This is a genomic window from Chitinophaga sp. 22308, assembly GCF_052045305.1.
In the GTDB taxonomy this organism is placed as follows: Bacteria; Bacteroidota; Bacteroidia; order Chitinophagales; family Chitinophagaceae; genus Chitinophaga; species Chitinophaga varians_A.
In genome coordinates this window covers 142,950-165,778 of the sequence record NZ_JBQEOP010000004.1, presented here as the reverse complement: position 1 = coordinate 165,778, position 22,829 = coordinate 142,950, and the positions used below count along the sequence as shown (strand labels likewise).

Genomic DNA, 22,829 nt, shown 5'->3' with positions numbered 1-22,829 from the left:
ATACTTTCTGTATGAACAGATTTATTACCAGGTTATTATTCGGTGCCCTATTACTTGGAACATTCGTTACGCAAGCCCAGACCAATACCGTTGAATTCGGCCAAAATCGTGTTCAGTTCAAGAATTTTAAGTGGAGATATTACCAAAGCCGGCATTTCAACACCTATTTCAGCCAGAACGGGCTGGAACTGGGCAAGTACGTTGTCCAGGTAGCCGAAAAGGAATTACCTTCGATAGAACAGTTCATGGAGTCGAATCCCCGCCAGCGCATCAATATTGTGGTCTATAACAGCTTCGGAGAGATGAAACAGTCCAATATCGGCATCGGTGTTGACTGGCAGAACACCGGAGGCGTTACTAAGCTGGTAGGCAATAAAATGATCGTTTACTACGATGGCAACCACGAAAACCTGCACCGCCAGATCCGCCAGGGAATAGCCCGCATTCTGCTGGAAACCCTTCTCTTTGGTGAAGACATCGGCGAATTTGCCGGCAACGCCGCCCTGATAGACTTCCCTAAATGGTTTACCGACGGCTTTATCGCCTACGCGGCCGAAAACTGGACCGCCAAGCTCGATGAAGAACTGAAGTCCGTGCTGCTCTCCGGTAAATACAACAGCTTCAACCAACTGGCCTATGACAAACCACTGCTGGCCGGACAAGCTTTCTGGTACTATGTGGAAAGCAAATATGGCAAAGATGCCGTTCCTTACCTGATGTACATCACCCGTATCAACAGGGGACTGAAAAAAGGCTTCGAGCAGGTGCTCAACCAGACACCCAAAAAGGCCACCCAGGACTTCTTCGTTTTTTACCAGAAACGTTTTGCTGAAGATAACCGCAGACGTAAAACATCTGCCAAAGGCCGCACTATTGTTGCACAGGAAATCGGTAAATCCGATTACTACCGCTTCAATCCCAATCCTAAAAACAATTCATATGCCGTGGTAGAATTCAAAAAAGGCGTCTACCGCGTACAAATACAGCTGGGCTGGAACAAACCCAAAGTGCTCCTGCGCAGCGGCGTCATGCAGCTGGCCAACCAGGTGGACCCCAACTATCCGCTGATGGCCTGGAATACCAAAGGTAACCGCCTCGCCGTTGTATATGAGCATGAAGGCAAGACCAAACTGATGGTCTACGACCTCATCACGAAAACGACCCTACGTCAGGACCTGCCGCAGTTTGACCGTGTGGTAGACTTCAAATACATGCCGGTACAGGAAAATACCCTCCTGCTGTCTGCCATCAAAAACGGACATACCGACATCTTCACCTACAGCATCAGCAATTCCAAAACTGACCAGATCACCAACGACATATACGACGACCTCGACCCGTCTTTCGCCGCCTTCCCGGGCAAAAGCGGTATCATCTACTCTTCCAACAGGCCCGTGCCCAAAGGAAGAGGCAGCGACACCACCCTGCCTAACAGGCCGTTCAACATCTTCATGGTGGACAACTGGAACAAAAGCAGCGAAAAACAGATCACACAGCTCACCGACCTGAAGTACGGCGATGCCAGACTGCCCATGCAGTATAACACCACGCACTTCACCTTTGTGTCAGATGCTAACGGTATCCGTAACCGTTATGCCGGGTTCTTCAAATCAAAAAATGCCGGAGTGGACTCGCTTTTCTTCGTAGGCTCGGAAATACTCCATAACCCGGACAAGGAGGAGCTGGACTCCACGCTGGCAGCTTATGGCACCACTGCTCCGGACTCTGTACAGGCCGTGGCCATCACCATGGACTCTACCTACACTTTCCCGATATCCAACTATCCGTACGGTATCCAGGAATCCCGCATCACCGGCGAGCAGGGCGAAGTATCCGAAGTGGTAGGCTATGCCGGTATCAAACGGCTCATGAAACTGAAGGTAGACACCAACGTGCTGAAGAAAAGAAATGTAAACGCCCGTCCCACCAACTTCCGCCGGGCGGAAATGCATGCCGACAGCCTTCGTTTAGGCCTGCCTACCTATTCTGAACAGGCAGCCCCAAAAGACACCACACCACATACCAACTTCTTCCAGAACGAGTTTGGCAATGATCCGGCGGATACCACCAGTCATGCCAATAATAATAACAATGTGTCCGGTACCACACCATCTTCATCCATCCCGGGCCTGTTCGAGAAGAAAAAAGAAGAACCAGTGCTGAAAAAAGCGAAGCTCTTCCCTTATAAGTTCAAATTCGCATCGGACTACCTGGTGTTGCAACTGGACAACTCCATCCTGATCAACAAATACCAGCCGTTTACCGGTCCTCCGTCTGGCCCGATCCGCCTGACTGATCCTGTGAACGGGTTAATTCGTATAGGCGTCAGCGATCTGTTTGAGGACCTGAAGTTTAACGGCGGGTTCCGTATTCCGTCTTCCCTGCAGGGTTCCGAGTATTTCTTCACGGCCAATTACCTGAAGAAACGCTTCGATTATAAGTTCACCTACTACCGCAAAGTGGACAAAAACAACGATGTTATCGTGAACGACTCTACGCTGGGACAATTCCGCGCCCCGGCCAAGTTCATCACCAACCTGTACCAGGTAGAAGCACGTTATCCGTTTGACCAGGTACGCAGCATCCGCCTGACTGTTGGCTACCGTACCGATAAGCTGGTGGCACAGGCTGTAGAGAAACCGTCACTGCTGAGCAAAAACTACAGCGAAAGTTATGCGATCGGCCGACTGGAATATGTGTATGACAATACCATCAATCCGGCCATCAACATATGGAACGGCACCCGCTACAAAGTCTATGGAGAGATCAATTCCCAGCTGACCAATGGCGGCCTGAATGAGATCTTCAACCCGAATTCACCTGCCAACGGCGGACGGTTCACCTATAATATGGGCGTTGACGTTAGACACTACGAGAAGATATACCGCAACTTCATCTGGGCTACCCGCTTTTCACTGGATATGTCCTGGGGTACCCGCAAACTGCTGTACTACCTCGGTGGTATCGACAACTGGCTGAACCCGCAGATCAACACCAATACGCCAGTGAATATGAGCGCCAACTACGCATTCCAGACCCTGGCGGAAAACCTGCGTGGCTACAAACAGAATGCGAAAAACGGCAACAACGTGATGCTGCTCAATACAGAATTACGTCTGCCTGTATTCGCCACCTTCATCGAGAAACCGATCAACTCTGCTTTCCTGCGCAACTTCCAGGTAACCACCTTCATGGACATAGGTACCGCCTGGAATGAGAAACTGAGCTTTAAAGACGCCAATTATACCAGCTACAACGATGATAACGGACTGGTGACCACCCGTATCAAAGAAGGTTTCCTTGGTCCGTTCATTGGCGGTTATGGCTTCGGTGCGCGTACTACCATTGCAGGCTACTTCCTTCGTGTAGATGCCGGTTGGCCAATGGTAGCGTTCTTCCGTGGCAGCCCCATCTGGTATTTCGGTATGGGCGTGGACTTCTGATTTAGGGATTTTTTAATTTACGATTTTGGAATTTCGGGGATTGCCCCAAGCGCATAAAAGAGAAGACCGAAGCGATCGCTTCGGTCTTCTCTTTTATTTATACTTCTTTTATACTTCGCTGTTATGATTCCGAAATTCCAAAATCGTAAATCAAAAAATCCCTAAATGCTTTGTTTTTTTACCAGCGGATACATCAGGCTGAGGAAGACCCCCATGCAGATCGTGAAAGCCCAGGCGCTGCGGTTTTCCACCGGATGCAGGACAATGTCTCTCATATCCCCCAGAAGCGTCAGCGGGTCTTTTACCAGGTCCCAGCTGTTATAACGAAGATAGCGGCCAATATATACTCCCATACCACAGAGGAACATTACAGGGAAGGTAAACAGCCATGCCGGCCAGCGGGTATGCCGGGCGCTCCAGAGGTGTTCCATGCTGCGGATAGACATGTAGCCCAGCATCATGCCGTTCCAGGCAAAGGAGAATATCACGAACAGGTCGAACCAAAGCGGTACACCGCCATCGAAGAGATGGAACAGGTCCGTGAGGATATAGGGGGCGTTTGGAATGAATAACAGCCAGGCGACGAAACAGCCGTACCAGGTAAGGCGGTTGTTGATTTCGGCGGGATGTTTTTCCATCCAGCGGGTAATAGCAAAGGGCACGTAGGCCAGGAAAAGATTCCATACCAAAGATACACGCAGGTAGGTACCGGAATGGTATATACGATAACACAACAGTGCCAGGCTAAACAGAATGGAAAAGTACAGCGTATATCGCTGCTGGTTTTTCGCAACCCGCTGCCGGATCAAACGGAATATGCCTTTCAGTCGCATGGTTCAAATGTTTTTTTAATGATTAACCGTTGACAGGATATGGGGGATAAATATCAGGGCGCCGATGCCGGCGGCGGCGATAGCCGCGATGAGCACGGCACCTGCCGCCACGTCCTTGATCCACTTTACACGCGGATGGTAGTCGGGCGACAGGTGGTCCATGATTTTTTCGATGACGGTGTTCAGCATTTCTGTGACCCAGACCATCGCGATGGTGATGATCAGCAATATCCATTCCATCCTGGAAAGCTTATACCAACAGCCGGCTGCCGTTACCACGATAGTGGCCACCAGGTGGATGCGCGCGTGGGGTTCACTGCGAAGAAAAGCCGCTATCCCGCTGAAAGCATATCCGAAACTGGCCACCCGTTTGCTGAAATAAGAATCTTTCCTCATATTTTATTGTACTGTTGATTTTTCGGATAATTTGTCCCATTTGATGGTCCTGCTGAAATACATGATGGCAGCCAGTGTCAGGAAGAGACCAATGCTGCCCATCAGGAGGGCCTGGTCTTCCGCGCTGATAATCACATAGATAAAACCGTACAACAACAGCAAGGTACCACCAATGCCTGCAGCGATACGGCCGCTTTTATAGGCGCTGGCCACATACAGTGATATCAGGCCTATGGTGAGACCGCTGGCAATCAGGTAGGCCAGTGTAAAGTTAAGCTGTTCTGATATGGATATCAGCAGGGTATAGAAAATACAAAGGGCGAGGCCTACAAGGGCGTACTGTAATGGATGAATGGCGCGGCGTTGGGAGAGTTCAATAAAATAGAAGATAATAAAGGTAAGCCCGATGACGAGGATAGCGTATTTCACCGCTCTGATGGACTGCTGGTAGCTTTCAGCCGGCATAAAGAATTTGATGCCGAAATCCGCGCTGTGGACATCGTATTTATTGCCGGCCCAGCTCTGGGGATATTCGCGGTTGAGGTCTTGTATTTCCCAGGCAGCGCTAAAGCCTTTGGCGTCCACGCGGCGGTCTTTCGGCGGGAAGGCGCCGTCAAAGCTGGGGTCGGGCCAGCTGGAGCTGGTATGCACCGTAGTGGTTTTACCCACGGGGGAGAAGCTGATCCTGCCCGAGCCTTTTACGCCCAGTTCCAGGGAGAAGGTGCCGGCGAGGGCCGCGGTATCGCCGGAAACCAGCGATACCGGGGACTGGATGCCACTTTTAAACAGGTCAGTATTGACCACGCCGGGGCTGAAAGGGAATGTTTTCCCGTTCCAGACCATTTTAACCTGGTTGTCTATGCCACGCAGGTCGGTGATGCCCATGATAACGGACGCCTGGTCCCATTTCAGGGCGGATGGCGGTACGCCTGATTTGTAGATGGCGGCAGGGCTGAAGGTGCCACTCAGCTGCATTTTGGCGTCGTAGACGGCCACGCTGAAGATGCCTCTTTTAAGTTTTTGGGGCAACAATTCTCCATTGATTTTTAATTGTTCCGGTAACAGGTACACGTAATTGGCGTTGGCGGAACCGGCAACGGTATAGGGAATGGCCAGAATAGGGCCGGTAATATGTTGTTCGTATCCCCAGCGGCTGCTGACTTCTTCCACAGCAGAGGACTGTCTGTCCTGGCGTTCGCGGATGACGTCGGTGATCATGCTGGCCGGGATCAGTAATACCATCATCATGATGACAATGACAATCGCTTTGAAGGCGTAAGCGTAACGACTAAAAAAGGAGGTGTTGAGGTTGTTTTCGGGAACTTCCATGGTATGATTTTTAAAAAGCACTTTGTGTTTCAAAGTAAAAAGACAAAAAAAATTATTTAGTGAATTTGATCATATGTTCAAGGGCCGCCAGATGGCCTTTGAAGGCTTTTTCCCCGGCAGTGGTAATAGCGTAGGTGGTATTGGTTTTGCGGCCAATAAACCCTTTGTATACCTTGATGTAGCCGTTTTCCTCCAGGGTATTGAGATGAGAGGCCAGATTGCCGTCTGTGACCTCCAGCATCTGCTTAAGGTCATTAAAATTGACCTCATTATTTACCATCAGCACACTCATTACACCCAGTCGGATGCGGCTCTCAAATATCTTGTTTAAATTACCGATCGGATTCATGCTAATTATTGAAAGCTTCCCTTTCTCTCATATTTCCACCACATTACGATACCATAAACGATGTGTAACACTCCAAACCCCACTGCCCAAAAATAAAGCCCTTTACGCAAAAGAAAAAGATTAGCGATACCAAGCAGGGTTTCCAGGATGCCCAGATAACGTAATTCCGGCAGGGTATACTTACTGGCATTCACCAGCGCGAGGCCATAGAATACCAGACAGGTAGGCGCCACCAGCGTTTCCATATGGTTGTACAATATCCCCGCCGCAAAAGCGCCACCGGCCGCCAGCGGAATACACACATTGATCAGTACTTTACGGCTTGTCACGTCCCATATGGGAAGATTGTTTTTCTTCGCCCGGCGCCAGGTGAAAAAGAGCCCTCCGCTTACCGCTGCTACCATCACCACCAGGGCAGTGGTAATCAATTTAACCTTCAGCTCCGCATAGTCGGCATCGTTATATACGCCCGTGCTGTCCCAACGCTCATAATACGCCACCAGCCAAACACGCGCCAGCCATGCACCCACCAGGGCGCATAGCCCCGCAGACACGCCACTCAGCCCGCTCAGTGAAATAAACCGGCTGCTGCGTTCCATGATACGCTTGATGTCCGTTAACGTCTGCAAATGTTGTTGGTCGTCTGTCATACTAAAAAGCACTTTGCAATACAAAGCTAAAATAATTTCCTGTATTTCAAAATATATTTTTTTCGTCATAACTGCGTTACCTTCAGGAAAGCAACTATACAGGTTAGCGTTAAATACTCTAAGTTTGTTGTCAGATATGTTTGGTTGGAAAAGAATTATAGCGGTCCTAATAGGCATAAGCGTTTGGTGTACAGAATTGATGGCGCAGCAATATAAGGTCAGTGGAACAGTGAGAGATGCGCACTCGCAGGAAATCATTCCCTTCGCCACCCTTCAGTTTGATCACACACAAACTGGTATGGTCAGCAATGCCGAAGGAAAATTTTTATTTGAGTTAAATGTTATCCCGTCAGATTCCTTACTGGTCAGGGTAATGGGATATACCATTCTTAAAATGCCGGTCAACCGTACCCTGAACGAGCAAACCATCAACTTTGAAGTGACCCGCTCAGACCTCTCCCTCAAAACATACGAAATAAAAGCCAACGTTAACTTCGCCCTCATCCTCCTTAAACAGATCATTAAACATAAACCGGAAAACAACTATAACCGGCTCGATAATTATAAATACGAAGTTTACAATAAACTGGAACTGGACATGAAAAACCTGAACAAGGAAAAACTGTCCAGAAACAGGTTCACCAAACCATTTGCTTTCATCCTTGATAATATCGACAGCACATCGGAAGATAAACCATTCCTTCCCATCTTCCTGACCGAATCCCTGTCGGATTATTATTTTCAATCATCTCCCCGGAAAACAAAAGAAGTCATCAAAGCCGCCCGTACCTCCGGCATCGACAACGAAAGCGTGACGAAATTCCTCGGTGGCATGTACCAAAATATCAATGTCTACAACAATTTCATTCCGGTATTCGATAAACAGTTCGTCAGCCCGATACACCACAACGGAGCCTTCTACTACGACTATAAAATAGCCGATACACAGTACATCAGCAGCCAGCGGTTTATCAAACTCAACTTTACGCCTAAACGAAAAGGAGAGAATACGTTCATCGGCGACATCTGGGTACATGACACTACCTACGCCGTCATGAAAGCCACCCTGTCTGTACCGAAAGACGCCAACATCAACTTCGTCCGCCGCGTGAGCATGGTGCAGGAATTCCGGCAGCTGCACGACAGCTCCTGGTTCCTTTATAAAGACAAGTTCGTGGCCGACTTCTGGGCACCCAGCCCCAAACCCGGTAAAACATTCGATTTTATCGGCCGCAAAAGCACCACCTACGACAATGTGATCACGAACGACACTGCCGCCACCAACATTTTCAGTGATAAAAAATACCCCGAGGCTGTCGTAGTGCTCGACAGCGCCCGTGTACGCAAAGAATCTTTCTGGAATGACAACCGCCCGGACAGTCTCAGCAAAAATGAGATGGGTATCTACAAAATGATCGACACCCTCCAACGGATGCCGCTCTTCCAGAAATACTCCAATACCATCCGCTTCCTGGCAACAGGCTATAAACCCTTCGGCCCCATCGAATGGGGACCTTACTATTACCTGTTTTCGCAGAACCGGCTGGAAGGGTTCCGTTTGCGGCTCGACCTGGGAACCACGCCCAAATTCAACAAGGACATCTACCTCTACGGATACCTGGCCTACGGCTTCAAGGACAACGTCTACAAAGGAAAAATGTCCGCCCTCTGGCTGCTGAAAAGACATCCGCGCATGTACCTCTACGGCGCCTATACGAAAGACCTTGACAACGGCTCCCACTACTACGATGAAGTAGGCACTGACAACATTTTCACCCTCGCCATCCGCAAAAACGGTATCCCGCAGAAGTTCCTCATGATACAGGAACAACGGCTGGAATTCTTTAAAGAATATTACAGCGGCTTCTCTCACCAGATAACGCTGCTGCATAAACAGGCCAGGCCATACGAGCCATTGCCAACCGCTGAGTTCTTCCCCAAAACCATCAGTAACCGCGACCCGCTCACCACCACAGAAGTGGAACTGAAGCTCCGCTGGGCTTTTCATGAACAATTCCTGGAAGGCAACTACTACCGGATCAGCCTTGGCAGTAAATACCCCATCACGGAACTGAAGTACGCTGTCGGTATCCCGGGTATCGCCAACAGCGGCCAACAATATCAGCGTGTATCCCTCAGCGTGTCTGACTATGTGAAGCTGCCTCCTTTCGGCTCCCTGTACTATAACGTTTTTGGTGGCAAGATCTTCGGCACGGTGCCTTACACTTCCCTCGAAGTACATCCGGGCAACGAGATCTACTACTACAACAAATACGCCTTCAACATGATGAACCGCTTCGAATTCCTCAGCGATCAATATGTTGGTTTCAACGTGGAACATACCATCGGTAACGGTATCTTCGGATATATACCACTCATCAAGAAGTTGAAATGGCGCCAGTTCTGGACCGCCAAAGGGGTAGTGGGCTCTCTGTCAGAACCAAATAAAAAACTCAACCTCTATAACGGCTATCCTTTCCGTACACTCGAAGGCAACCCTTACCTGGAAGTTGGCACCGGCATCGAAAACATCTTTAAATTCCTGCGGGTGGACTTCATCTGGCGCGTAGCTCCGGATGTATTGCCAGATGAACCAGCGAATAAGAAATTCGGCGTATTTGGCAGCTTTAAATTGCAGTTCTGATGAAAAAAGACGTAACACATACCGTCTTGTTCGATACGCTGCTGTCCGGCGAGATAGGCGATATGTATTACGACCTGCACAACGATTTTAAATGCATCCGCATTACCTACAGCCTGATGGCCAAAAAGCTGGAACTGCGGTTCACCAACGATGACGACAGGATTGTTATTACGTTCGTTGATGCCCGGTTAGGAAGCTGCAGTATCAATCCCACGCAACCCGGAAGCATACTCACGCTCTTTTACCGCAGCCACTTTGAAATGAATAACAATCATCATGAAATGACTTCCAAAGGAGAGTATTATTATCAACTTGAATTTCTGGAAGAAGCTAAACTGGAAGTGTTTGCCCGACAGGTAGTGATGGAAATGACCCGACTGAATAGTTAACAACAGCACCCTACAATGCTATCCCAGTTAAACTGTATGAAATGATTCCATTGAAAAATAAGCACCTGATTGCAGTAGTCATATGCTTTATGGCGACAATGATGGCATATAGCCAGTCTCCTGTACCAATGCTTCCCCGAGACAGCGCCCTCGTCCTCCAAAATATTATCAGTTATCATATCAGGTATGCCGTAGAAGGGGATTTGTCAGTAGGTTCCGACGGAATGCTGAATCCTTTTTCTAAAAGTATCTTTCAGAAACTAATGCCAGTTGACGGACAGCTGGAGACTGAGATCACTCCGTACAATGGCGCTCTATTGTATCCGGACAGAGATTATCAATTATTCGCCGTTCATTTGCCAGGATTTAAAACAATCCATCCCAACGGGATGTCGACAACTGTTCGTCTTCACGCCTTCCGTTTTGATGATGACTATCTTATTGCATACAACAGGAAAAACACCACCATCAAATATATCAGTGGTAACTTTTTTAAATCTCCTGTGACACGGGACTTTGAGCTAGATATTAATCGCCCGGAATCGTTCTTTCCCTACCTGGAACTAAGGTGTTATTCCATGCAACCCGGCCACATCTCCTTTCTGCGAAAAGATGAAAAGGGACTCTATTTCAACGTCTACACTAATTTCTTAAATATCGATGTAGAGGTGTTTGTTAGCTATGATAATCATGAAAAAGTAAACGTTACTGACAGGCGGCTGAGTGGAATGGTCCAACAATAAAATCTTTTCTTCAATAATCAGATAACACCTGTTATGTACTGTAACAAAATTTTACAAGCGATTGGCCTGTTCTACTGCCTTCAGCTCTTATCTCTATACAGCAATGCACAGGCACCCAGCACCTGCGACTGCCTCGTGCTCATGGACCCGAACTTCAGCGGGAAAACCGAATTATACGATGACAAAGGCAACATCACCAAATATGTGGAACACAATTTCCGGTACGAAGACTTCATTGTTTTTCGCCTGAAAGAAGATAACGACAGCCTGTTTAAGGTAACTGCCAGGTATTCCCTCGTTAAAGGCGGCGTATCAAAAGGCTGGATAAAAAAATCTGCGCAGATTGGCACATATCTTACATCCTATTCAGGGAACATCGCTATTTATAGTGAGCCCAGTAAGAAGTCGAATAAATCTACTATTCCTGAGTGGACCAATCAATTGGTCCAGGTATCTGCGTGTAAGTCCAACTGGGTAAAGATTTCACTTTGGCAGAAAGGGAAGCTGTATATTGGCTGGATACCACCGGAAACGCAGTGTGCGAATCCTTATACTACGTGTAATTAATATTACTTTAGCCATTATAACTGATTTAAACCTTTCAGAGAATACAAATAACAGTTATGTCAAATGTCCGCTTTTCATTTAAGAGTCTTTTCTGGTCATGCACCTTTGCTGTATTGCCGCTTATGTTGCTTTTTATCTTTCTAACATTCTTTAATCTGGTACCTGTATATTTTAATGATCAACCTTATTATGGGCTTAAAGGAGCACTCATTGCGATTCTTATGATTCCCTCTTTCGGTCTTATAATGGGATCGATGAATTGGATGTTTCTGAATTTTGGGAATTACCTGTATCAAAAGACATTAAAGTTGCTAGGCAAAAATGAACAATAAAAAATCTAATTATAGATACTATATCATTTATATACCCGGTACATTGTAGTATCAAACCAAAAACGCCTCTACTGAAAATTCTTTTTCGTAGAGGCGTTTGTATTTAAATCAATTACATTTTATAATCTATCCAACCCTTCACAAATCACTTTACACGCCTGCACAATCTCCTCTTCCGTAATAATCAGCGGCGGCGCGATGCGCATACATTCTGGCGCAAAAAGGAACCAGTCTGTAAGCACACCGTTCGCTATACAATAATCAATCGTTTTTTTGTTGACTTCAAAACTTTCCAGTTCCACTGCCATCATCAGTCCCAGTGAGCGTACCGCCTTAATGGCCGGATGTTGCAAATGTTGGCGGAACAGTTCTCCTTTGACTTTCACATCTTTTATCACCTGCGATTCCAGCAATGCGTTGAAACCGGCGAGGCCTGCGGCGCAGTTCACCGGATGTCCGCCGAAGGTAGTGATATGCCCCAGTACCGGGTTGTTGGTGAGGCTCCACATGATGGTATGGGAGGAGATGAACGCGCCTAGTGGCATACCGCCGCCCAAAGCTTTACCGAGTAGCAGTATATCAGGGACAATGCCCAGTTGTTCAAAAGCCCAGAGCGTTCCATTGCGGCCGAGGCCACATTGCACTTCGTCCAATATCAACAGGGCGCCGGTTTCGTTGCATTTAGCGCGCAAAGCGTGTATCCATTCCGGTTGGGGAACGATCACGCCGCCTTCTCCCTGTACGCTTTCTGCGAATACAGCTGCCGTGTTATGGGTGATCAGTTCCAGCGAAGCGTAATTGTTATATTCGAGGTGTTGTATACCAGGGAGCAGGGGACGGTATGCGTTGCGCCAGTATTCATCGCCGAGGATGCTGAGCGCGCCCTGAGTAGAGCCGTGGTAGCTACGGTTAAAGGCCGCGATCTCCGTTCTGCCGGTGAAACGTTTGGCCAGCTTCATAGCACCTTCCACTGCTTCGGCGCCGGAGTTGGTGAAGTATACACAGTCGAGGTTTTCAGGTAGATGTGCTGTCAGCGCTTTAGCATAAGCTACCTGTGGCGACTGTACGAATTCTCCGTATACAAGCAGGTGCATATATTGCTGCGCCTGTTCCTGGATAGCTTTCACCACGGCAGGGTGACAATGCCCCATGTTACATACGCTGATGCCGGCAATCAGGTCCAGATACTTCCTGCCATTGACATCCCACATGTACATGCCTTCCGCTTTAACGATCTCCAATGCCAGCGGCGCATCTGATGTTTGCGCTACGTGCTGCAAAAAAAGTTGCCTGTTGTTCATATCTCTTACATTCTCTGCGAAGGTAGAAAACAACGGCTAATTAGTAATTGTTATCTTTGTAACATTCAGATTAAAACATATCAGTTATGTCTCATATTATACCCTTAAGAGGATTTACTCCGAAGATTGCTGACGGCTGCTTTATCGCACCCAATGCCACCATTATCGGCGATGTAGAGATGGGCAAAGGCTGTACCGTATGGTTCAACGCCGTCGTTCGCGGCGATGTGAACAGCATCCGCCTCGGCGAAAATGTGAACGTACAGGACGGCGCCGTGATCCACTGCACTTATGAGAAGTCCAAAACCATTGTGGGCAATAATGTGTCCATCGGCCATAATGCTATCCTGCACGGCTGTACGGTAGACAACGACGTACTGATAGGCATGGGCGCTATCGTAATGGACGGCGCGCATATCAGCAGCAACAGCATCATTGCTGCAGGCGCAGTGATACTGGCAGGCACGCATGTAGAGCCAGGCACCATCTGGGCCGGCGTTCCCGCCAAAAAAGTGAAAGACATCGATATGGCCCTTATCAAAGGGGAAATCAACCGCATCTCCGGCAACTATAATATGTACGCTTCCTGGTACCAGGAAGGAGAGAAGCAATCCTAACGCTTTATAAAAATTCATTATATTGCAGGCAAATATCCCTCTATGAAAACGTTTATTTGCCTGCTCCTTTTGGCCGTCATCGTACTGCCAGGCTGCTCTTCGCAGAAATACGGCTGCCCCGCCACCAGCTACAACAAAAAAGATTTACAGCGGTCCAACCGCAAAGCAGGCAAACAAATGCGTTTATTCTAGTAAAACCATATTATGCGCAAAATAATCGCCCTTGCCCTGCTCGCCGCCATCACCCTCATGGCCTGCCGTACACAAAAGAAAGGATGCCCCCTGCCTAAACGCAACTGGGGCGCAGAGAAAGTACTGGACGAACTCAGTAAGCCTAAAAAATAACTAGTACTGTTCCTCCTCAATGGATTCGAGGATCGTGGCATAGCTCACATAACGCTCAGGGTCAATCTCCCCGGCTTCTACGGCCTCTTTGACGGCACAACCGGGCTCGTTGATATGCAAACAGTTATTGAACTGGCATTGGGACAGGTAAGGCTGCATTTCAAGAAAATAGTGGGACAGTTCCGATTTCTCCATGTCCACGATACCAAATTCACGCACACCGGGGGTGTCTATCAGGCATCCGCCGCCGGGCAGGTCATACATCTCCGCAAAAGTGGTGGTATGCAACCCCTTGCCGCTCCAGCCGCTGACCGCGGTGGTACGCAGGTCCAGCCCCGGCACCAGGTCATTGATCAGGGAGGACTTACCTACGCCGGAATGGCCGGACATCAGGGTGGTCTTGTCTTTCAGTATCGCCCTGATTTCTTCTATGCCTTCCATCCCGGTAGCGGAAATCAGCTTCACCGGATAACCGATCCCCGTATACAGCGCTTCGATGGCTTCAAACAGCTCCATTTCCTTTGCGCGGTAAATATCTTTTTTATTGAACACCAGTACCGCGGGAATATGGTAGGCTGCTGCGGTAACCAAAAAACGGTCTATAAAACCCAATGAGGTGCGAGGCTCGCGGATGGTACAAATCAACATCGCCTGGTCCAGGTTGGCGGCAATAATGTGTTTTTTGTTACGCCCATGCGGAGAACTGCGCACAATGTAATTCCGGCGCCCGCCAATTTCCGTGATCATGGCATTTTTGGCGTTAGCATCGCTGTCATCAGGCACAATCTCCACAACATCGCCCACGGCAATAGGATTGGTGGACGTGATATCATCATTTTTTTTGAAGATACCCTTCATCCTTGCCTGAAATATTTCACCTGTGGTGGTTTTCACCACATACCAGCTGCCTGTTGATTTGTATACTGTTGCTTGCAATAGTCCGGAAATTTATATCCCCAAAGGTAACTTGTTTCTGCAAAGCAGCAAAGGCACCGGGGAGATCCCTGATGCCTTTGCTGCTTTGTGTCTGTTATAGTAACTTATGGTAAGCTTCTGAATACGGAATAACGCAGCACTACCTCCAGCAGGATACAGGCCAGCGCCAGCATGGCCAGCGGGAAGAAATGCTCTGCGTACCGTTTATAGGAAGTAATTTCCACTTTCGTTTTTTCCAGTTGATCGATCTCTGAGTAGATATTCTTCAGATCAGTGGTGTTGGTGGCACGGAAGTACTTGCCGCCTGTCTCTTTGGAGATTTTCTTCATCAGCGGTTCATCGATCTGTACGTCCTGCATCACCATCTGCACGCTGCCGTCGGCCATCGGCATCGGGAAGGGCGCTTTGCCCTGTGTGCCCACGCCAATGGTGTATACCCTTATCTTAAAGGCTTTGGCTATCTCCAGCGCAGTGAGCGGGTCTACCAGGCCGGTGTTGTTCACACCATCTGTCAGCAGGATGATCACTTTGCTTTTAGCGTGACTGCTGCGCAGACGGTCCACGGAAGTAGCGAGGCCCATCCCAATGGCGGTACCGTCCTGCAACATACCGCTTTTCACTTGCATGATCTGGTTTTTCAACACGGCATGATCTGTTGTGATAGGGCACTGGGTGAAGCTTTCGCCGGAAAACACTACCAGGCCGATACGGTCGCTGATACGTTTGTCCACGAAGTCCATCGCCACTTTTTTGGCGGCTTCCATCCTGTTGGGCTGCAGGTCTTCTGCCAGCATACTACCGGATATATCAATCGCCATCACGATATCGATCCCTTCACTGTCAATATTTTCAGAAGTATTGGATGTCTGCGGACGGGCCAGTGCCGTTACCAGCGCGGCATAGGCCAGGATACGCAGGGCCAGCAAAACCGGCCGGAAACGCACCTTCCAGGATACAGGCAGTCCTTTCAGACCGGCCACAGATGATACCTTCATCACGCCCTGCGATTTCTTCCGCCGGGCAATGCGCCAGTATATCATCACCGGTATCAGCAATAAAAGCCAGAAGAAAACCGGGTAGGCAAATTCAATATTTTTCCACGCTGAAAAATCCATTACTTAAATTCAGTTAAATGACTAATTACGCGCCTGATTGCGGCTTCTCATCCGGAGCAGCGGGCGTTTGCGCTGTCGGCTCCTCTTTAGGCCTTGTCCATTCCAGGATCTCTTCCGCTTTGTGCATACAGTCTTCATGCTCATCGGCAGTAGGCTGTAATTTGGCAAACTTGGCAAGGTCCGCAATGGCCAGCAGGGAGCGTAATTTATCCCGTTGCTGGTTCAGTTTGGTCACCGGCTTGATATTCTTCAACAGCTCTTCTGAAGTCTGCTCCAAAGCAGCAATACCAAACTGGTGTTCAAAATAGGTGCGCAAAATATCTGTCAAACGGGTATAATACTGTTTGATATCGCCTTGCTGCCACAGCTGTTCCTCTTTCAGTGACTTCAGCTGTTGCCGGGCCAGGTCGTAAGGTGTTACCAGCGGCAGTTTCACTTCCGGCTTCTTTTCCGGGCGTTTACGGAAATACAGCCACAGGCCCAGTGCAATGAGCACTACGGCAGCACCGATGGCCATGTACAACCAGTAATCCCAGATGTTCCAGGGAACTGCCTGTACCGTTTTGATCGGTTTAAATGCCTTGGTGGTATCTACGGCCACAGTATTGACATCGAAGGCCAGCGGCTGGCTGAACAACGTATCTACACTGTTGGCGCCGGTGGCGCCATATACTTCAAATTTCAGGGGAGGAAATTCCCAGTGACCGGAGTCAAAACTGGTGATGGTGAGCGTTTGCTGCAACACCTTCATGTCTTGCTGAGTCAGCGTGTCCGGATTGGAGCGGGTCACCACTTCGAAATGGTCCATGGAATCCGGCACAATGGGAAACAGCAGCCTGAATTCGGGCTTGTTGAAAACAGCTGCGGGCACGGTGGCCTTCAGGTGCACTTTCACCTGCTCGCCGATCCGGATGCTGCTGCTGTCTGCTTTGGCAGTCACTTCGAGGGTATTCTGCGCCAGCAGGCCGAGTGGGAACAACAACCCAATAAAGAAAGATAAAAGTATACGTCTTATCACTTGCTGTTTATACATGTCTGAATTTGCTCTCCTTATTAACTTATGCCCTGTTCAGGAAAAATGTCTGCAGTGCTTTTACATAGTCTTCATCGGTACGGATAGTCATCAGCTCTGCGCCGCTTTTCATAAAGGCATTTTTGCAATATTGCGCATGTTGTGCAAACTGGTGTTCATAGTATTGCCTTACCCGGCGGTCGGCAGTATCCACCCACTGTGTGGCGCCGGTTTCGGCGTCGGCCACCTGGATAAGCCCTACGGGAGGCAGCTCCCGGTCGCGCTGGTCGTACACCTGGATACCCACCATATCGTGCCTTTTGGCCGCAATGTTGAGGGCGTCCTGGTATTCGCCGGACAGGAAGTCGCTCAGCATAAACACGATGCTGCGTTTTTTGGCGGCATTGTTAAAAAAGCGAAGCGTTTCCTTGATATTGGTACCTTTTCGTTTAGGCGTGAACGATAGCAGCTCACGGATAATGAACAGGATATGTGACTTACCTTTTTTGGGAGGGATATATTTTTCCATCCCGTCGCTGAAGAAGATAACGCCTACCTTATCATTGTTTTTGATAGCCGAAAAAGCCAGTACGGCGCACAGCTCAGTGATCAGGTCCCGCTTGTCGCGCTTCCGGGTGCCGAAGGAGGAGCTTTCGCTCATATCTACCAGCAGCATTACCGTCAGCTCTCTTTCTTCTTCAAAAACCTTCACAAACGGGTGATTGAAACGTGCGGTCACGTTCCAGTCGATAGACCGTACATCGTCCCCGAAGTGATAATCCCTCACCTCGCTGAACGACATGCCACGGCCTTTGAAAGCGCTATGGTATTCGCCTGCAAAGATGTGGTTGGTAAGACCTTTGGTCTTGATTTCAATCTGTCTTACCTTTTTGAGTATTTCGGCAGTGTCCAACATGATAAACGATTATGGCACTTCTACGGCATTGAGTATTTCGCTGAGGATGTTTTCGCTGGTCACGTTTTCGGCTTCTGCCTCATAGGTGAGCCCCACACGGTGGCGCATTACGTCGAAGCAGATGCTGCGTACGTCTTCCGGGATCACATATCCTCTGCGTTTCATAAAGGCATAAGCTTTGGCTGCCAGCGCCAGGTTGATACTGGCCCTTGGAGAACCGCCATAGGAAATGAGTGGCTTCAGCTTCTGCAGTTTGTATTCTTCCGGGTTACGGGTAGCGAATACGATATCGATGATATATTTTTCGATTTTCTCATCCATGTACACTTCCCGCACCAGCTTACGCGCTTCCATGATATCAGCCGGCTGTATTACCGCACGGATAGGCGTGGAGGCCTCGGGGTTCAGGTTCTGGCGGATGATGTGTCTTTCTTCTTCCTTGGTAGGATAACCGATCACCACTTTCAGCATGAAACGGTCTACCTGCGCTTCCGGCAGGGTATAGGTACCTTCCTGTTCTATCGGGTTCTGGGTGGCCAGTACCAGGAAGGGGTCATCCAGTTTGAAGGTATTATCACCGATGGTGATCTGTCTTTCCTGCATGGCTTCCAGCAGGGCGCTCTGTACTTTAGCAGGGGCACGGTTGATCTCGTCCGCCAGGATGAAGTTGGCGAAAATAGGCCCTTTACGTACTACAAACTCATTTTTCTGCTGGTTGTAGATCATGGTGCCCACTACGTCGGCCGGTAACAGGTCAGGCGTAAACTGGATACGGCTGAACTTAGCATTGATGGCTGATGACAGAGATTTGATAGACAAGGTTTTTGCCAGGCCAGGTACACCTTCAAGTAAAACGTGACCCTGAGCCAGCAAGCCGATGAGCAATCTTTCCACCATGTAACGCTGCCCCACAATTACCTTGCCCAGCTCCATGTTCAGGAGGTCCACAAAAGCGCTGGCCTGGTGAATTTTTTCATTCAGTTGCCGGATATCGGACGATGTATTTTCCATGCTGTTAGTTTTTCAAGTGTGCTAAAATAAACATTCTCTTGTCAAATAAAACTTATCAATATGTGAAATGGCCGTTAAAGTGCTGTTAAACTTGCCACTGTGGCTCATCCCCATGTAAACAAGCCTAACGGGGATGCCCAAATTAAGAAAGCTCCCGCATATTTATATAATATTTTTCCGTATAACGTACATTTGCCATGGCTATGAGCCACTTAACAGCAAACACTGACCCAAAAAAAGGCAATATCATGGACGATCTTGAGAAGCGGTGGAAACCCGTAGAAGATATGCTGACGGCCAGGTTCGGGAAAAAGCCCAATATGGAGGCTATCCTGTTCCTCATCGGCGTTAACGAAATCAATCATCTGAAGAAGAAATACACGAAAGAACAGAAGCAGGACCTGATGCACGTGGCCGTTTGTACCCTGCTCAGCAAAAGCGGTTACTACGAAATGGATGGCTACGACAAAGACGGATGGCCTCATTTCAAAGAACTGCAGCCCGTTCCTAAATTCAACCTGGAAGAACAGGAAGCATTTCTGAAAGAACATATCATTGAGTATTTCTCCGACGAAGAGGAAGCATAATCCATCGGTATGAAAAAAACTGTACTCCTTTGTACCTTACTGATGGCCATCACCGCAATGGCCATGGCCAAAAACAGGAAAGTAAAGGTCATTACTCCCTATGGCACCATGATCATACGCCTGTGGGACCAAACGCCCAAACACCGGGACAATTTCCTGAAGCTGAGCAGGCAACATTTTTATGATAGCACCCTGTTCCATCGTGTTATCAAGCAGTTTATGATCCAGGGTGGCGATCCGGACTCCAAACATGCCAAACCCGGCGCCCCGCTCGGTGAAGGCGATGTAGGATATACGATCCCTCCTGAATTCCAGCTGGACCTGTTCCACCGCAAAGGAGCACTGGCCGCGGCCCGTGACGATAATCCCACCAAAGCTTCCTCCGGGTGCCAGTTCTACATCGTACAAGGCAAAATCTTCACCGACGAGCAACTGGACAAACTGGAGAAGACAAGGCTGGGCGGCCGTAAGATCCCGGTAGATCAAAGAGAGGTTTACAAAACAGAAGGTGGTTCCCCACATCTTGACCAAAACTATACGGTATTTGGCCAGGTTATTAAAGGCATGGAGGTGATCGATAAAATCGCCGCCGTGAAGACCGATAGCCTCAACAGGCCACTGGAGAATGTTCCCATGAAGATAAGGGTCATTAAAAAGTGGCTGTTCTTTTAAAAAAGGTTCATCAAAATATCAAAGTCAAAAAAAACGTAAATACTAAAGGATTCAGTATTTTTACGGCTCAAAACCAAACTAATTATGAATTTTCCGTCAAACCTGCGTTACACCAAGGATCACGAATGGATTTTATTAGAAGGTAACGTTGCTACAATCGGCATTACCGAGTTTGCTCAACGCGAATTAGGCGATATCGTCTTTGTTGATATTCCTACAGTAGGTAAGACTTTGGCCGCCGAAGAAGTATTCGGTACCGTTGAAGCAGTAAAAACTGTTTCTGACCTGTTCCTGCCTGTTGCTGGTACTATCAGCGAAGTAAACCCTGACCTGAACGATGAGCCGGAACTGGTAAACTCCGACCCATATGGCGAAGGCTGGATGGTTAAACTGACCGTTTCCAACCCTGCTGACGTTAATGCGCTGCTGACTGCCGATCAATACCAGAAGCTGATCGACTAACACAATTACGCCAACTGAAATTTTATATAGCATTAGACAACAGGATGCGTGTTCCGCCGTCCTGTTGTCTTTTTTTTGGATAACGTTAATCGATTTACCGGACCATGAAAATCTGGAAATACTATATTCCTGCCACCGCCTGGATCATCCTGATCCTGATAGTGTGTACCCTGCCAGGTAAGGATATCCCCACGAACTCTTTTTTTGAAAAAGTCCATTTCGATAAGTTCGTTCACTTCGGCCTTTTCGGCGGCATTGTGTTCTTCCTGAGCCTGGGCGTATACTGGCAGCGAAAACAGCTGTCTTCCGGCATGTTATTCCTTTTTGTGGTACTGGCGGCTTTTTACGGATTTGTTATTGAGCTGATTCAGAAATACTGGGCCATCGGGCGCAGCTTTGATATGTACGATGTGGCAGCCGATACACTGGGCGCTATTGCAGGCGTCTTTGTGTTTAAGCTCTTTCGTTATCTCTTTCTGAAGCAGTCTAAATAAAAAATCCCCCCTGCAACCAGGGGGGAATGTATATCTGCTTATGAGAAATATGTGTATTAAATATCTTTATTGCTGACCTGCTTCTCTCTTAGCGTCTTGTTTCATCTTGTCGTTAGCGAAGATGGAAAACTCAACACGACGGTTTTTAGCGCGGTTAGCATCTGAATCGTTTGGTACTTTAGGCTGGCTCTTACCATACCAGAAGCCCTGGATACGGTTAGCAGCAACCCCCTGTGTTTTCAGATAGTTTACTACTGTGTTGGTCCTTCTTTCAGACAGGCCCATGTTGTAAGCATCCGTACCTCTGTCATCTGTGTGACCTTCCACACGTACGTAAGTGTCAGGGTATTTGTTCAGGATTTTTGCCAGTTGCTGTACGCTTTCCTGTGCAGCAGGGGACAGGTCAGATTTATCGAACCCAAACAGTACGCCCGCATCAAATGTCACGTTAATACCCTCATCCACACGTTCAACCGTAGCGTTCGGCACTTCATTTTTGATTTCCTGTGCCTGTTTGTCCATTTTCTTACCGATCAGCGCACCACCAGCACCACCAAGAGCGGCACCAATAATAGCGCCCAGAGCTGTGTTACCGGCCGCTTTACCAATAATGGCACCGGCAGCAGCGCCACCGCCCACGCCAATAGCAGCGCCTTTTTTAGTATTGTCCATGCTCTGCCAGGTGCTACAGCTAAACAACATGGTTACTGATAAAACCAGGGCTACCAGAACATTGAGTCTTTTCATCTTAGTAATTTTAAACATGAAGGTTATTATATATGGTTCAGGATGACAAATGTAAGTCGAAAAGTGGGAAACAAATACTTTGCCAGTTTCATTTTAACATTTACAACTGGTTGAAATCTAAATCTGAACAAACATTAAAAAAAACACAAGCAATCAATCTATAATCAAATAATTATATACGATATACTTGTGTTTTTGTCGTTATGAATACATCAGGAGAGTAAACAACGAATTAACCCAAAAGGTTTTTCAGCATGCCGCCGATGCCACCGCCGGCATCATTGCCGCCCTGTTGCTGCTGAGCGCCATTGGAAAAGAGGCTGGTCAGATCGCTGAGGTCCACCTTGCCGTCGCCGTTTTTGTCCAGGCCGCCGGACAGCTTGCCCAGTACGCCCTGCAGGTCGATACCATTGGCGGCGCCACCTGTCAGAGAGCTGAAAATGTTATTGAGGTTGAAATTGCTGTTGGACGGATCATTGGTTTTGTTCACCAGAGAACCCAGTACCGTCGGGATCAGGGACGCCGCCAGCTGCGTGGCAGTTCCTTTGTCCAGATTGAATTTCTCGAGCAGGGTACCTACAAAATTATTGGAGATATTGCCCACTACAGGATTGTCCTGCGTAGCGCCGGTAGCAGACTGGCCGCCCAGTAAAGACAATACGCCTTCAGTATTACCATTGGCCAATTCCTGTTGCAGGCCGCTGGCAATAGATTCTGTGGCAGCACCGATTACTGCCTCGTTCTGTTCATTGGGCACAGCGGGATTATTGACAACAGTGCTCTGCGCATGTTCCCGAACAAGTTCCATTAATTGCTCTAACATTCTGATATGATTTTGTGGAAGAAAATATTGTGGTATAAACTAAATGTAAGATTATTTCAGCAGGAAAAAACAAGATGGGGGAGGATTAACACGGATTTAAACCCTGTAAGGAAACA

Annotated in this window: 25 protein-coding genes; 12 read left to right on the top strand and 13 right to left on the bottom strand. The window is 48.2% G+C overall.

Annotated features, from left to right (window positions below):
• Window positions 1-11 precede the first annotated feature (11 nt).
• Window positions 12-3,443, top strand: a complete 3,432-nt coding sequence (locus ACTJJS_RS16775; protein ID WP_440664539.1) for a hypothetical protein — start codon at window positions 12-14, stop codon at window positions 3,441-3,443.
• A gap of 161 nt (window positions 3,444-3,604) precedes the next feature.
• On the opposite strand, the gene ACTJJS_RS16770 is transcribed toward ACTJJS_RS16775, so the two are convergent.
• From ACTJJS_RS16770 to ACTJJS_RS16750, 5 genes are read right to left on the bottom strand one after another with little or no spacing between them, the layout of a single operon-like run.
• A complete protein-coding gene (locus tag ACTJJS_RS16770) occupies window positions 3,605-4,276 on the bottom strand; it encodes a DUF1361 domain-containing protein (protein WP_168870537.1) in 672 nt (223 codons plus the stop codon).
• Window positions 4,277-4,291: 15 nt separating this feature from the next.
• Window positions 4,292-4,672, bottom strand: a complete 381-nt coding sequence (locus tag ACTJJS_RS16765; protein ID WP_168870538.1) for a diacylglycerol kinase family protein — start codon at window positions 4,670-4,672, stop codon at window positions 4,292-4,294.
• Between the two features lie 3 nt (window positions 4,673-4,675).
• Complete coding sequence (creD, locus tag ACTJJS_RS16760; RefSeq protein WP_440664538.1) at window positions 4,676-6,001, bottom strand: cell envelope integrity protein CreD; 1,326 nt, start codon at window positions 5,999-6,001, stop codon at window positions 4,676-4,678.
• A 52-nt stretch (window positions 6,002-6,053) separates the two neighbouring features.
• A complete protein-coding gene (locus ACTJJS_RS16755) occupies window positions 6,054-6,350 on the bottom strand; it encodes a winged helix-turn-helix domain-containing protein (RefSeq protein ID WP_168870540.1) in 297 nt (98 codons plus the stop codon).
• A 5-nt stretch (window positions 6,351-6,355) separates the two neighbouring features.
• Window positions 6,356-7,000 carry a hypothetical protein gene (locus ACTJJS_RS16750; RefSeq protein ID WP_343744480.1) on the bottom strand — a complete coding sequence of 215 codons (645 nt, stop codon included), beginning with the start codon at window positions 6,998-7,000 and terminating at the stop codon, window positions 6,356-6,358.
• A 199-nt stretch (window positions 7,001-7,199) separates the two neighbouring features.
• Between ACTJJS_RS16750 and ACTJJS_RS16745 the strand changes: the two genes are divergently transcribed.
• The 4 genes from ACTJJS_RS16745 to ACTJJS_RS16730 are packed head-to-tail and all read left to right on the top strand — an operon-like array spanning window position 7,200 to window position 11,343.
• On the top strand, window positions 7,200-9,644 hold the full coding sequence (locus tag ACTJJS_RS16745; RefSeq protein ID WP_440664537.1) for a DUF5686 family protein: 2,445 nt from the start codon (window positions 7,200-7,202) through the stop codon (window positions 9,642-9,644).
• Window positions 9,644-10,033 carry a hypothetical protein gene (locus tag ACTJJS_RS16740; protein WP_440664536.1) on the top strand — a complete coding sequence of 130 codons (390 nt, stop codon included), beginning with the start codon at window positions 9,644-9,646 and terminating at the stop codon, window positions 10,031-10,033. The genes ACTJJS_RS16745 and ACTJJS_RS16740 overlap by 1 nt, the downstream gene beginning before the upstream one ends.
• A gap of 41 nt (window positions 10,034-10,074) precedes the next feature.
• Window positions 10,075-10,776 (top strand): hypothetical protein, encoded by a 702-nt coding sequence (locus tag ACTJJS_RS16735; protein ID WP_440664535.1) that lies wholly within the window; start codon window positions 10,075-10,077, stop codon window positions 10,774-10,776.
• 33 nt (window positions 10,777-10,809) lie between these two features.
• Complete coding sequence (locus ACTJJS_RS16730) at window positions 10,810-11,343, top strand: hypothetical protein (RefSeq protein ID WP_440664534.1); 534 nt, start codon at window positions 10,810-10,812, stop codon at window positions 11,341-11,343.
• A 451-nt stretch (window positions 11,344-11,794) separates the two neighbouring features.
• Here the strand turns inward: ACTJJS_RS16730 and ACTJJS_RS16725 are convergent, their stop codons facing one another.
• Window positions 11,795-12,976: an aspartate aminotransferase family protein gene (locus ACTJJS_RS16725; protein ID WP_440664533.1), complete on the bottom strand. Its 1,182-nt coding sequence runs from the start codon at window positions 12,974-12,976 to the stop codon at window positions 11,795-11,797.
• A gap of 86 nt (window positions 12,977-13,062) precedes the next feature.
• Between ACTJJS_RS16725 and ACTJJS_RS16720 the strand changes: the two genes are divergently transcribed.
• The 3 genes from ACTJJS_RS16720 to ACTJJS_RS16710 are packed head-to-tail and all read left to right on the top strand — an operon-like array spanning window position 13,063 to window position 13,938.
• Window positions 13,063-13,593 carry a gamma carbonic anhydrase family protein gene (locus ACTJJS_RS16720; protein WP_168870546.1) on the top strand — a complete coding sequence of 177 codons (531 nt, stop codon included), beginning with the start codon at window positions 13,063-13,065 and terminating at the stop codon, window positions 13,591-13,593.
• A gap of 42 nt (window positions 13,594-13,635) precedes the next feature.
• Window positions 13,636-13,785: a hypothetical protein gene (locus ACTJJS_RS16715; RefSeq protein ID WP_168870547.1), complete on the top strand. Its 150-nt coding sequence runs from the start codon at window positions 13,636-13,638 to the stop codon at window positions 13,783-13,785.
• Between the two features lie 12 nt (window positions 13,786-13,797).
• A complete protein-coding gene (locus tag ACTJJS_RS16710; RefSeq protein WP_168870548.1) occupies window positions 13,798-13,938 on the top strand; it encodes a hypothetical protein in 141 nt (46 codons plus the stop codon).
• Here ACTJJS_RS16710 and rsgA read toward each other — a convergent pair whose 3' ends face one another.
• From rsgA to ACTJJS_RS16685, 5 genes are all read right to left on the bottom strand, one after another.
• Entirely contained in the window at window positions 13,939-14,874 is a 936-nt protein-coding gene (gene rsgA, locus ACTJJS_RS16705; RefSeq protein WP_440664532.1) for a ribosome small subunit-dependent GTPase A, read from the bottom strand.
• 104 nt (window positions 14,875-14,978) lie between these two features.
• Window positions 14,979-15,989 carry a vWA domain-containing protein gene (locus ACTJJS_RS16700; protein WP_440664531.1) on the bottom strand — a complete coding sequence of 337 codons (1,011 nt, stop codon included), beginning with the start codon at window positions 15,987-15,989 and terminating at the stop codon, window positions 14,979-14,981.
• A 25-nt stretch (window positions 15,990-16,014) separates the two neighbouring features.
• Window positions 16,015-17,022, bottom strand: coding sequence for a hypothetical protein (locus tag ACTJJS_RS16695; protein ID WP_440664530.1), 1,008 nt, complete (start codon window positions 17,020-17,022; stop codon window positions 16,015-16,017).
• A gap of 25 nt (window positions 17,023-17,047) precedes the next feature.
• Window positions 17,048-17,917, bottom strand: coding sequence for a DUF58 domain-containing protein (locus ACTJJS_RS16690; RefSeq protein ID WP_168870551.1), 870 nt, complete (start codon window positions 17,915-17,917; stop codon window positions 17,048-17,050).
• Between the two features lie 9 nt (window positions 17,918-17,926).
• Window positions 17,927-18,928, bottom strand: coding sequence for an AAA family ATPase (locus ACTJJS_RS16685; RefSeq protein WP_343744484.1), 1,002 nt, complete (start codon window positions 18,926-18,928; stop codon window positions 17,927-17,929).
• Between the two features lie 248 nt (window positions 18,929-19,176).
• Here ACTJJS_RS16685 and ACTJJS_RS16680 point away from each other — a divergent pair, with 248 nt between their 5' ends.
• From ACTJJS_RS16680 to ACTJJS_RS16665, 4 genes are all read left to right on the top strand, one after another.
• Window positions 19,177-19,515 (top strand): hypothetical protein, encoded by a 339-nt coding sequence (locus ACTJJS_RS16680; protein ID WP_168870553.1) that lies wholly within the window; start codon window positions 19,177-19,179, stop codon window positions 19,513-19,515.
• A 9-nt stretch (window positions 19,516-19,524) separates the two neighbouring features.
• Window positions 19,525-20,187, top strand: coding sequence for a peptidylprolyl isomerase (locus ACTJJS_RS16675; RefSeq protein ID WP_168870554.1), 663 nt, complete (start codon window positions 19,525-19,527; stop codon window positions 20,185-20,187).
• An 84-nt stretch (window positions 20,188-20,271) separates the two neighbouring features.
• Window positions 20,272-20,649 (top strand): glycine cleavage system protein GcvH, encoded by a 378-nt coding sequence (gcvH, locus tag ACTJJS_RS16670; RefSeq protein WP_168870555.1) that lies wholly within the window; start codon window positions 20,272-20,274, stop codon window positions 20,647-20,649.
• Window positions 20,650-20,753: 104 nt separating this feature from the next.
• On the top strand, window positions 20,754-21,143 hold the full coding sequence (locus tag ACTJJS_RS16665; protein WP_168870556.1) for a VanZ family protein: 390 nt from the start codon (window positions 20,754-20,756) through the stop codon (window positions 21,141-21,143).
• A gap of 66 nt (window positions 21,144-21,209) precedes the next feature.
• Here the strand turns inward: ACTJJS_RS16665 and ACTJJS_RS16660 are convergent, their stop codons facing one another.
• The gene (locus ACTJJS_RS16660; protein WP_168870557.1) at window positions 21,210-21,890 is read right to left on the bottom strand and encodes an OmpA family protein; all 681 of its coding nucleotides are present in this window, start codon (window positions 21,888-21,890) and stop codon (window positions 21,210-21,212) included.
• Between the two features lie 232 nt (window positions 21,891-22,122).
• Window positions 22,123-22,713, bottom strand: coding sequence for a hypothetical protein (locus tag ACTJJS_RS16655; RefSeq protein WP_168870558.1), 591 nt, complete (start codon window positions 22,711-22,713; stop codon window positions 22,123-22,125).
• Between the last annotated feature and the right edge of the window lie 116 nt (window positions 22,714-22,829).

Coding starts and splice junctions, on each gene's coding strand:
- ACTJJS_RS16680 (WP_168870553.1), top strand. CDS start 19,177: ATGGACGATCTTGAGAAGCGGTGGAAACCCGTAGAAGATATGCTGACG.
- ACTJJS_RS16675 (WP_168870554.1), top strand. CDS start 19,525: ATGAAAAAAACTGTACTCCTTTGTACCTTACTGATGGCCATCACCGCA.
- ACTJJS_RS16690 (WP_168870551.1), bottom strand. CDS start 17,917: ATGTTGGACACTGCCGAAATACTCAAAAAGGTAAGACAGATTGAAATC.
- ACTJJS_RS16730 (WP_440664534.1), top strand. CDS start 10,810: ATGTACTGTAACAAAATTTTACAAGCGATTGGCCTGTTCTACTGCCTT.
- ACTJJS_RS16755 (WP_168870540.1), bottom strand. CDS start 6,350: ATGAATCCGATCGGTAATTTAAACAAGATATTTGAGAGCCGCATCCGA.
- ACTJJS_RS16700 (WP_440664531.1), bottom strand. CDS start 15,989: ATGGATTTTTCAGCGTGGAAAAATATTGAATTTGCCTACCCGGTTTTC.
- ACTJJS_RS16665 (WP_168870556.1), top strand. CDS start 20,754: ATGAAAATCTGGAAATACTATATTCCTGCCACCGCCTGGATCATCCTG.
- ACTJJS_RS16765 (WP_168870538.1), bottom strand. CDS start 4,672: ATGAGGAAAGATTCTTATTTCAGCAAACGGGTGGCCAGTTTCGGATAT.
- ACTJJS_RS16655 (WP_168870558.1), bottom strand. CDS start 22,713: ATGTTAGAGCAATTAATGGAACTTGTTCGGGAACATGCGCAGAGCACT.
- ACTJJS_RS16710 (WP_168870548.1), top strand. CDS start 13,798: ATGCGCAAAATAATCGCCCTTGCCCTGCTCGCCGCCATCACCCTCATG.
- ACTJJS_RS16735 (WP_440664535.1), top strand. CDS start 10,075: ATGATTCCATTGAAAAATAAGCACCTGATTGCAGTAGTCATATGCTTT.
- ACTJJS_RS16740 (WP_440664536.1), top strand. CDS start 9,644: ATGAAAAAAGACGTAACACATACCGTCTTGTTCGATACGCTGCTGTCC.
- ACTJJS_RS16685 (WP_343744484.1), bottom strand. CDS start 18,928: ATGGAAAATACATCGTCCGATATCCGGCAACTGAATGAAAAAATTCAC.
- creD (WP_440664538.1), bottom strand. CDS start 6,001: ATGGAAGTTCCCGAAAACAACCTCAACACCTCCTTTTTTAGTCGTTAC.
- ACTJJS_RS16775 (WP_440664539.1), top strand. CDS start 12: ATGAACAGATTTATTACCAGGTTATTATTCGGTGCCCTATTACTTGGA.
- ACTJJS_RS16750 (WP_343744480.1), bottom strand. CDS start 7,000: ATGACAGACGACCAACAACATTTGCAGACGTTAACGGACATCAAGCGT.
- ACTJJS_RS16725 (WP_440664533.1), bottom strand. CDS start 12,976: ATGAACAACAGGCAACTTTTTTTGCAGCACGTAGCGCAAACATCAGAT.
- ACTJJS_RS16660 (WP_168870557.1), bottom strand. CDS start 21,890: ATGAAAAGACTCAATGTTCTGGTAGCCCTGGTTTTATCAGTAACCATG.
- ACTJJS_RS16695 (WP_440664530.1), bottom strand. CDS start 17,022: ATGTATAAACAGCAAGTGATAAGACGTATACTTTTATCTTTCTTTATT.
- ACTJJS_RS16715 (WP_168870547.1), top strand. CDS start 13,636: ATGAAAACGTTTATTTGCCTGCTCCTTTTGGCCGTCATCGTACTGCCA.
- ACTJJS_RS16745 (WP_440664537.1), top strand. CDS start 7,200: ATGGCGCAGCAATATAAGGTCAGTGGAACAGTGAGAGATGCGCACTCG.
- ACTJJS_RS16720 (WP_168870546.1), top strand. CDS start 13,063: ATGTCTCATATTATACCCTTAAGAGGATTTACTCCGAAGATTGCTGAC.
- ACTJJS_RS16770 (WP_168870537.1), bottom strand. CDS start 4,276: ATGCGACTGAAAGGCATATTCCGTTTGATCCGGCAGCGGGTTGCGAAA.
- gcvH (WP_168870555.1), top strand. CDS start 20,272: ATGAATTTTCCGTCAAACCTGCGTTACACCAAGGATCACGAATGGATT.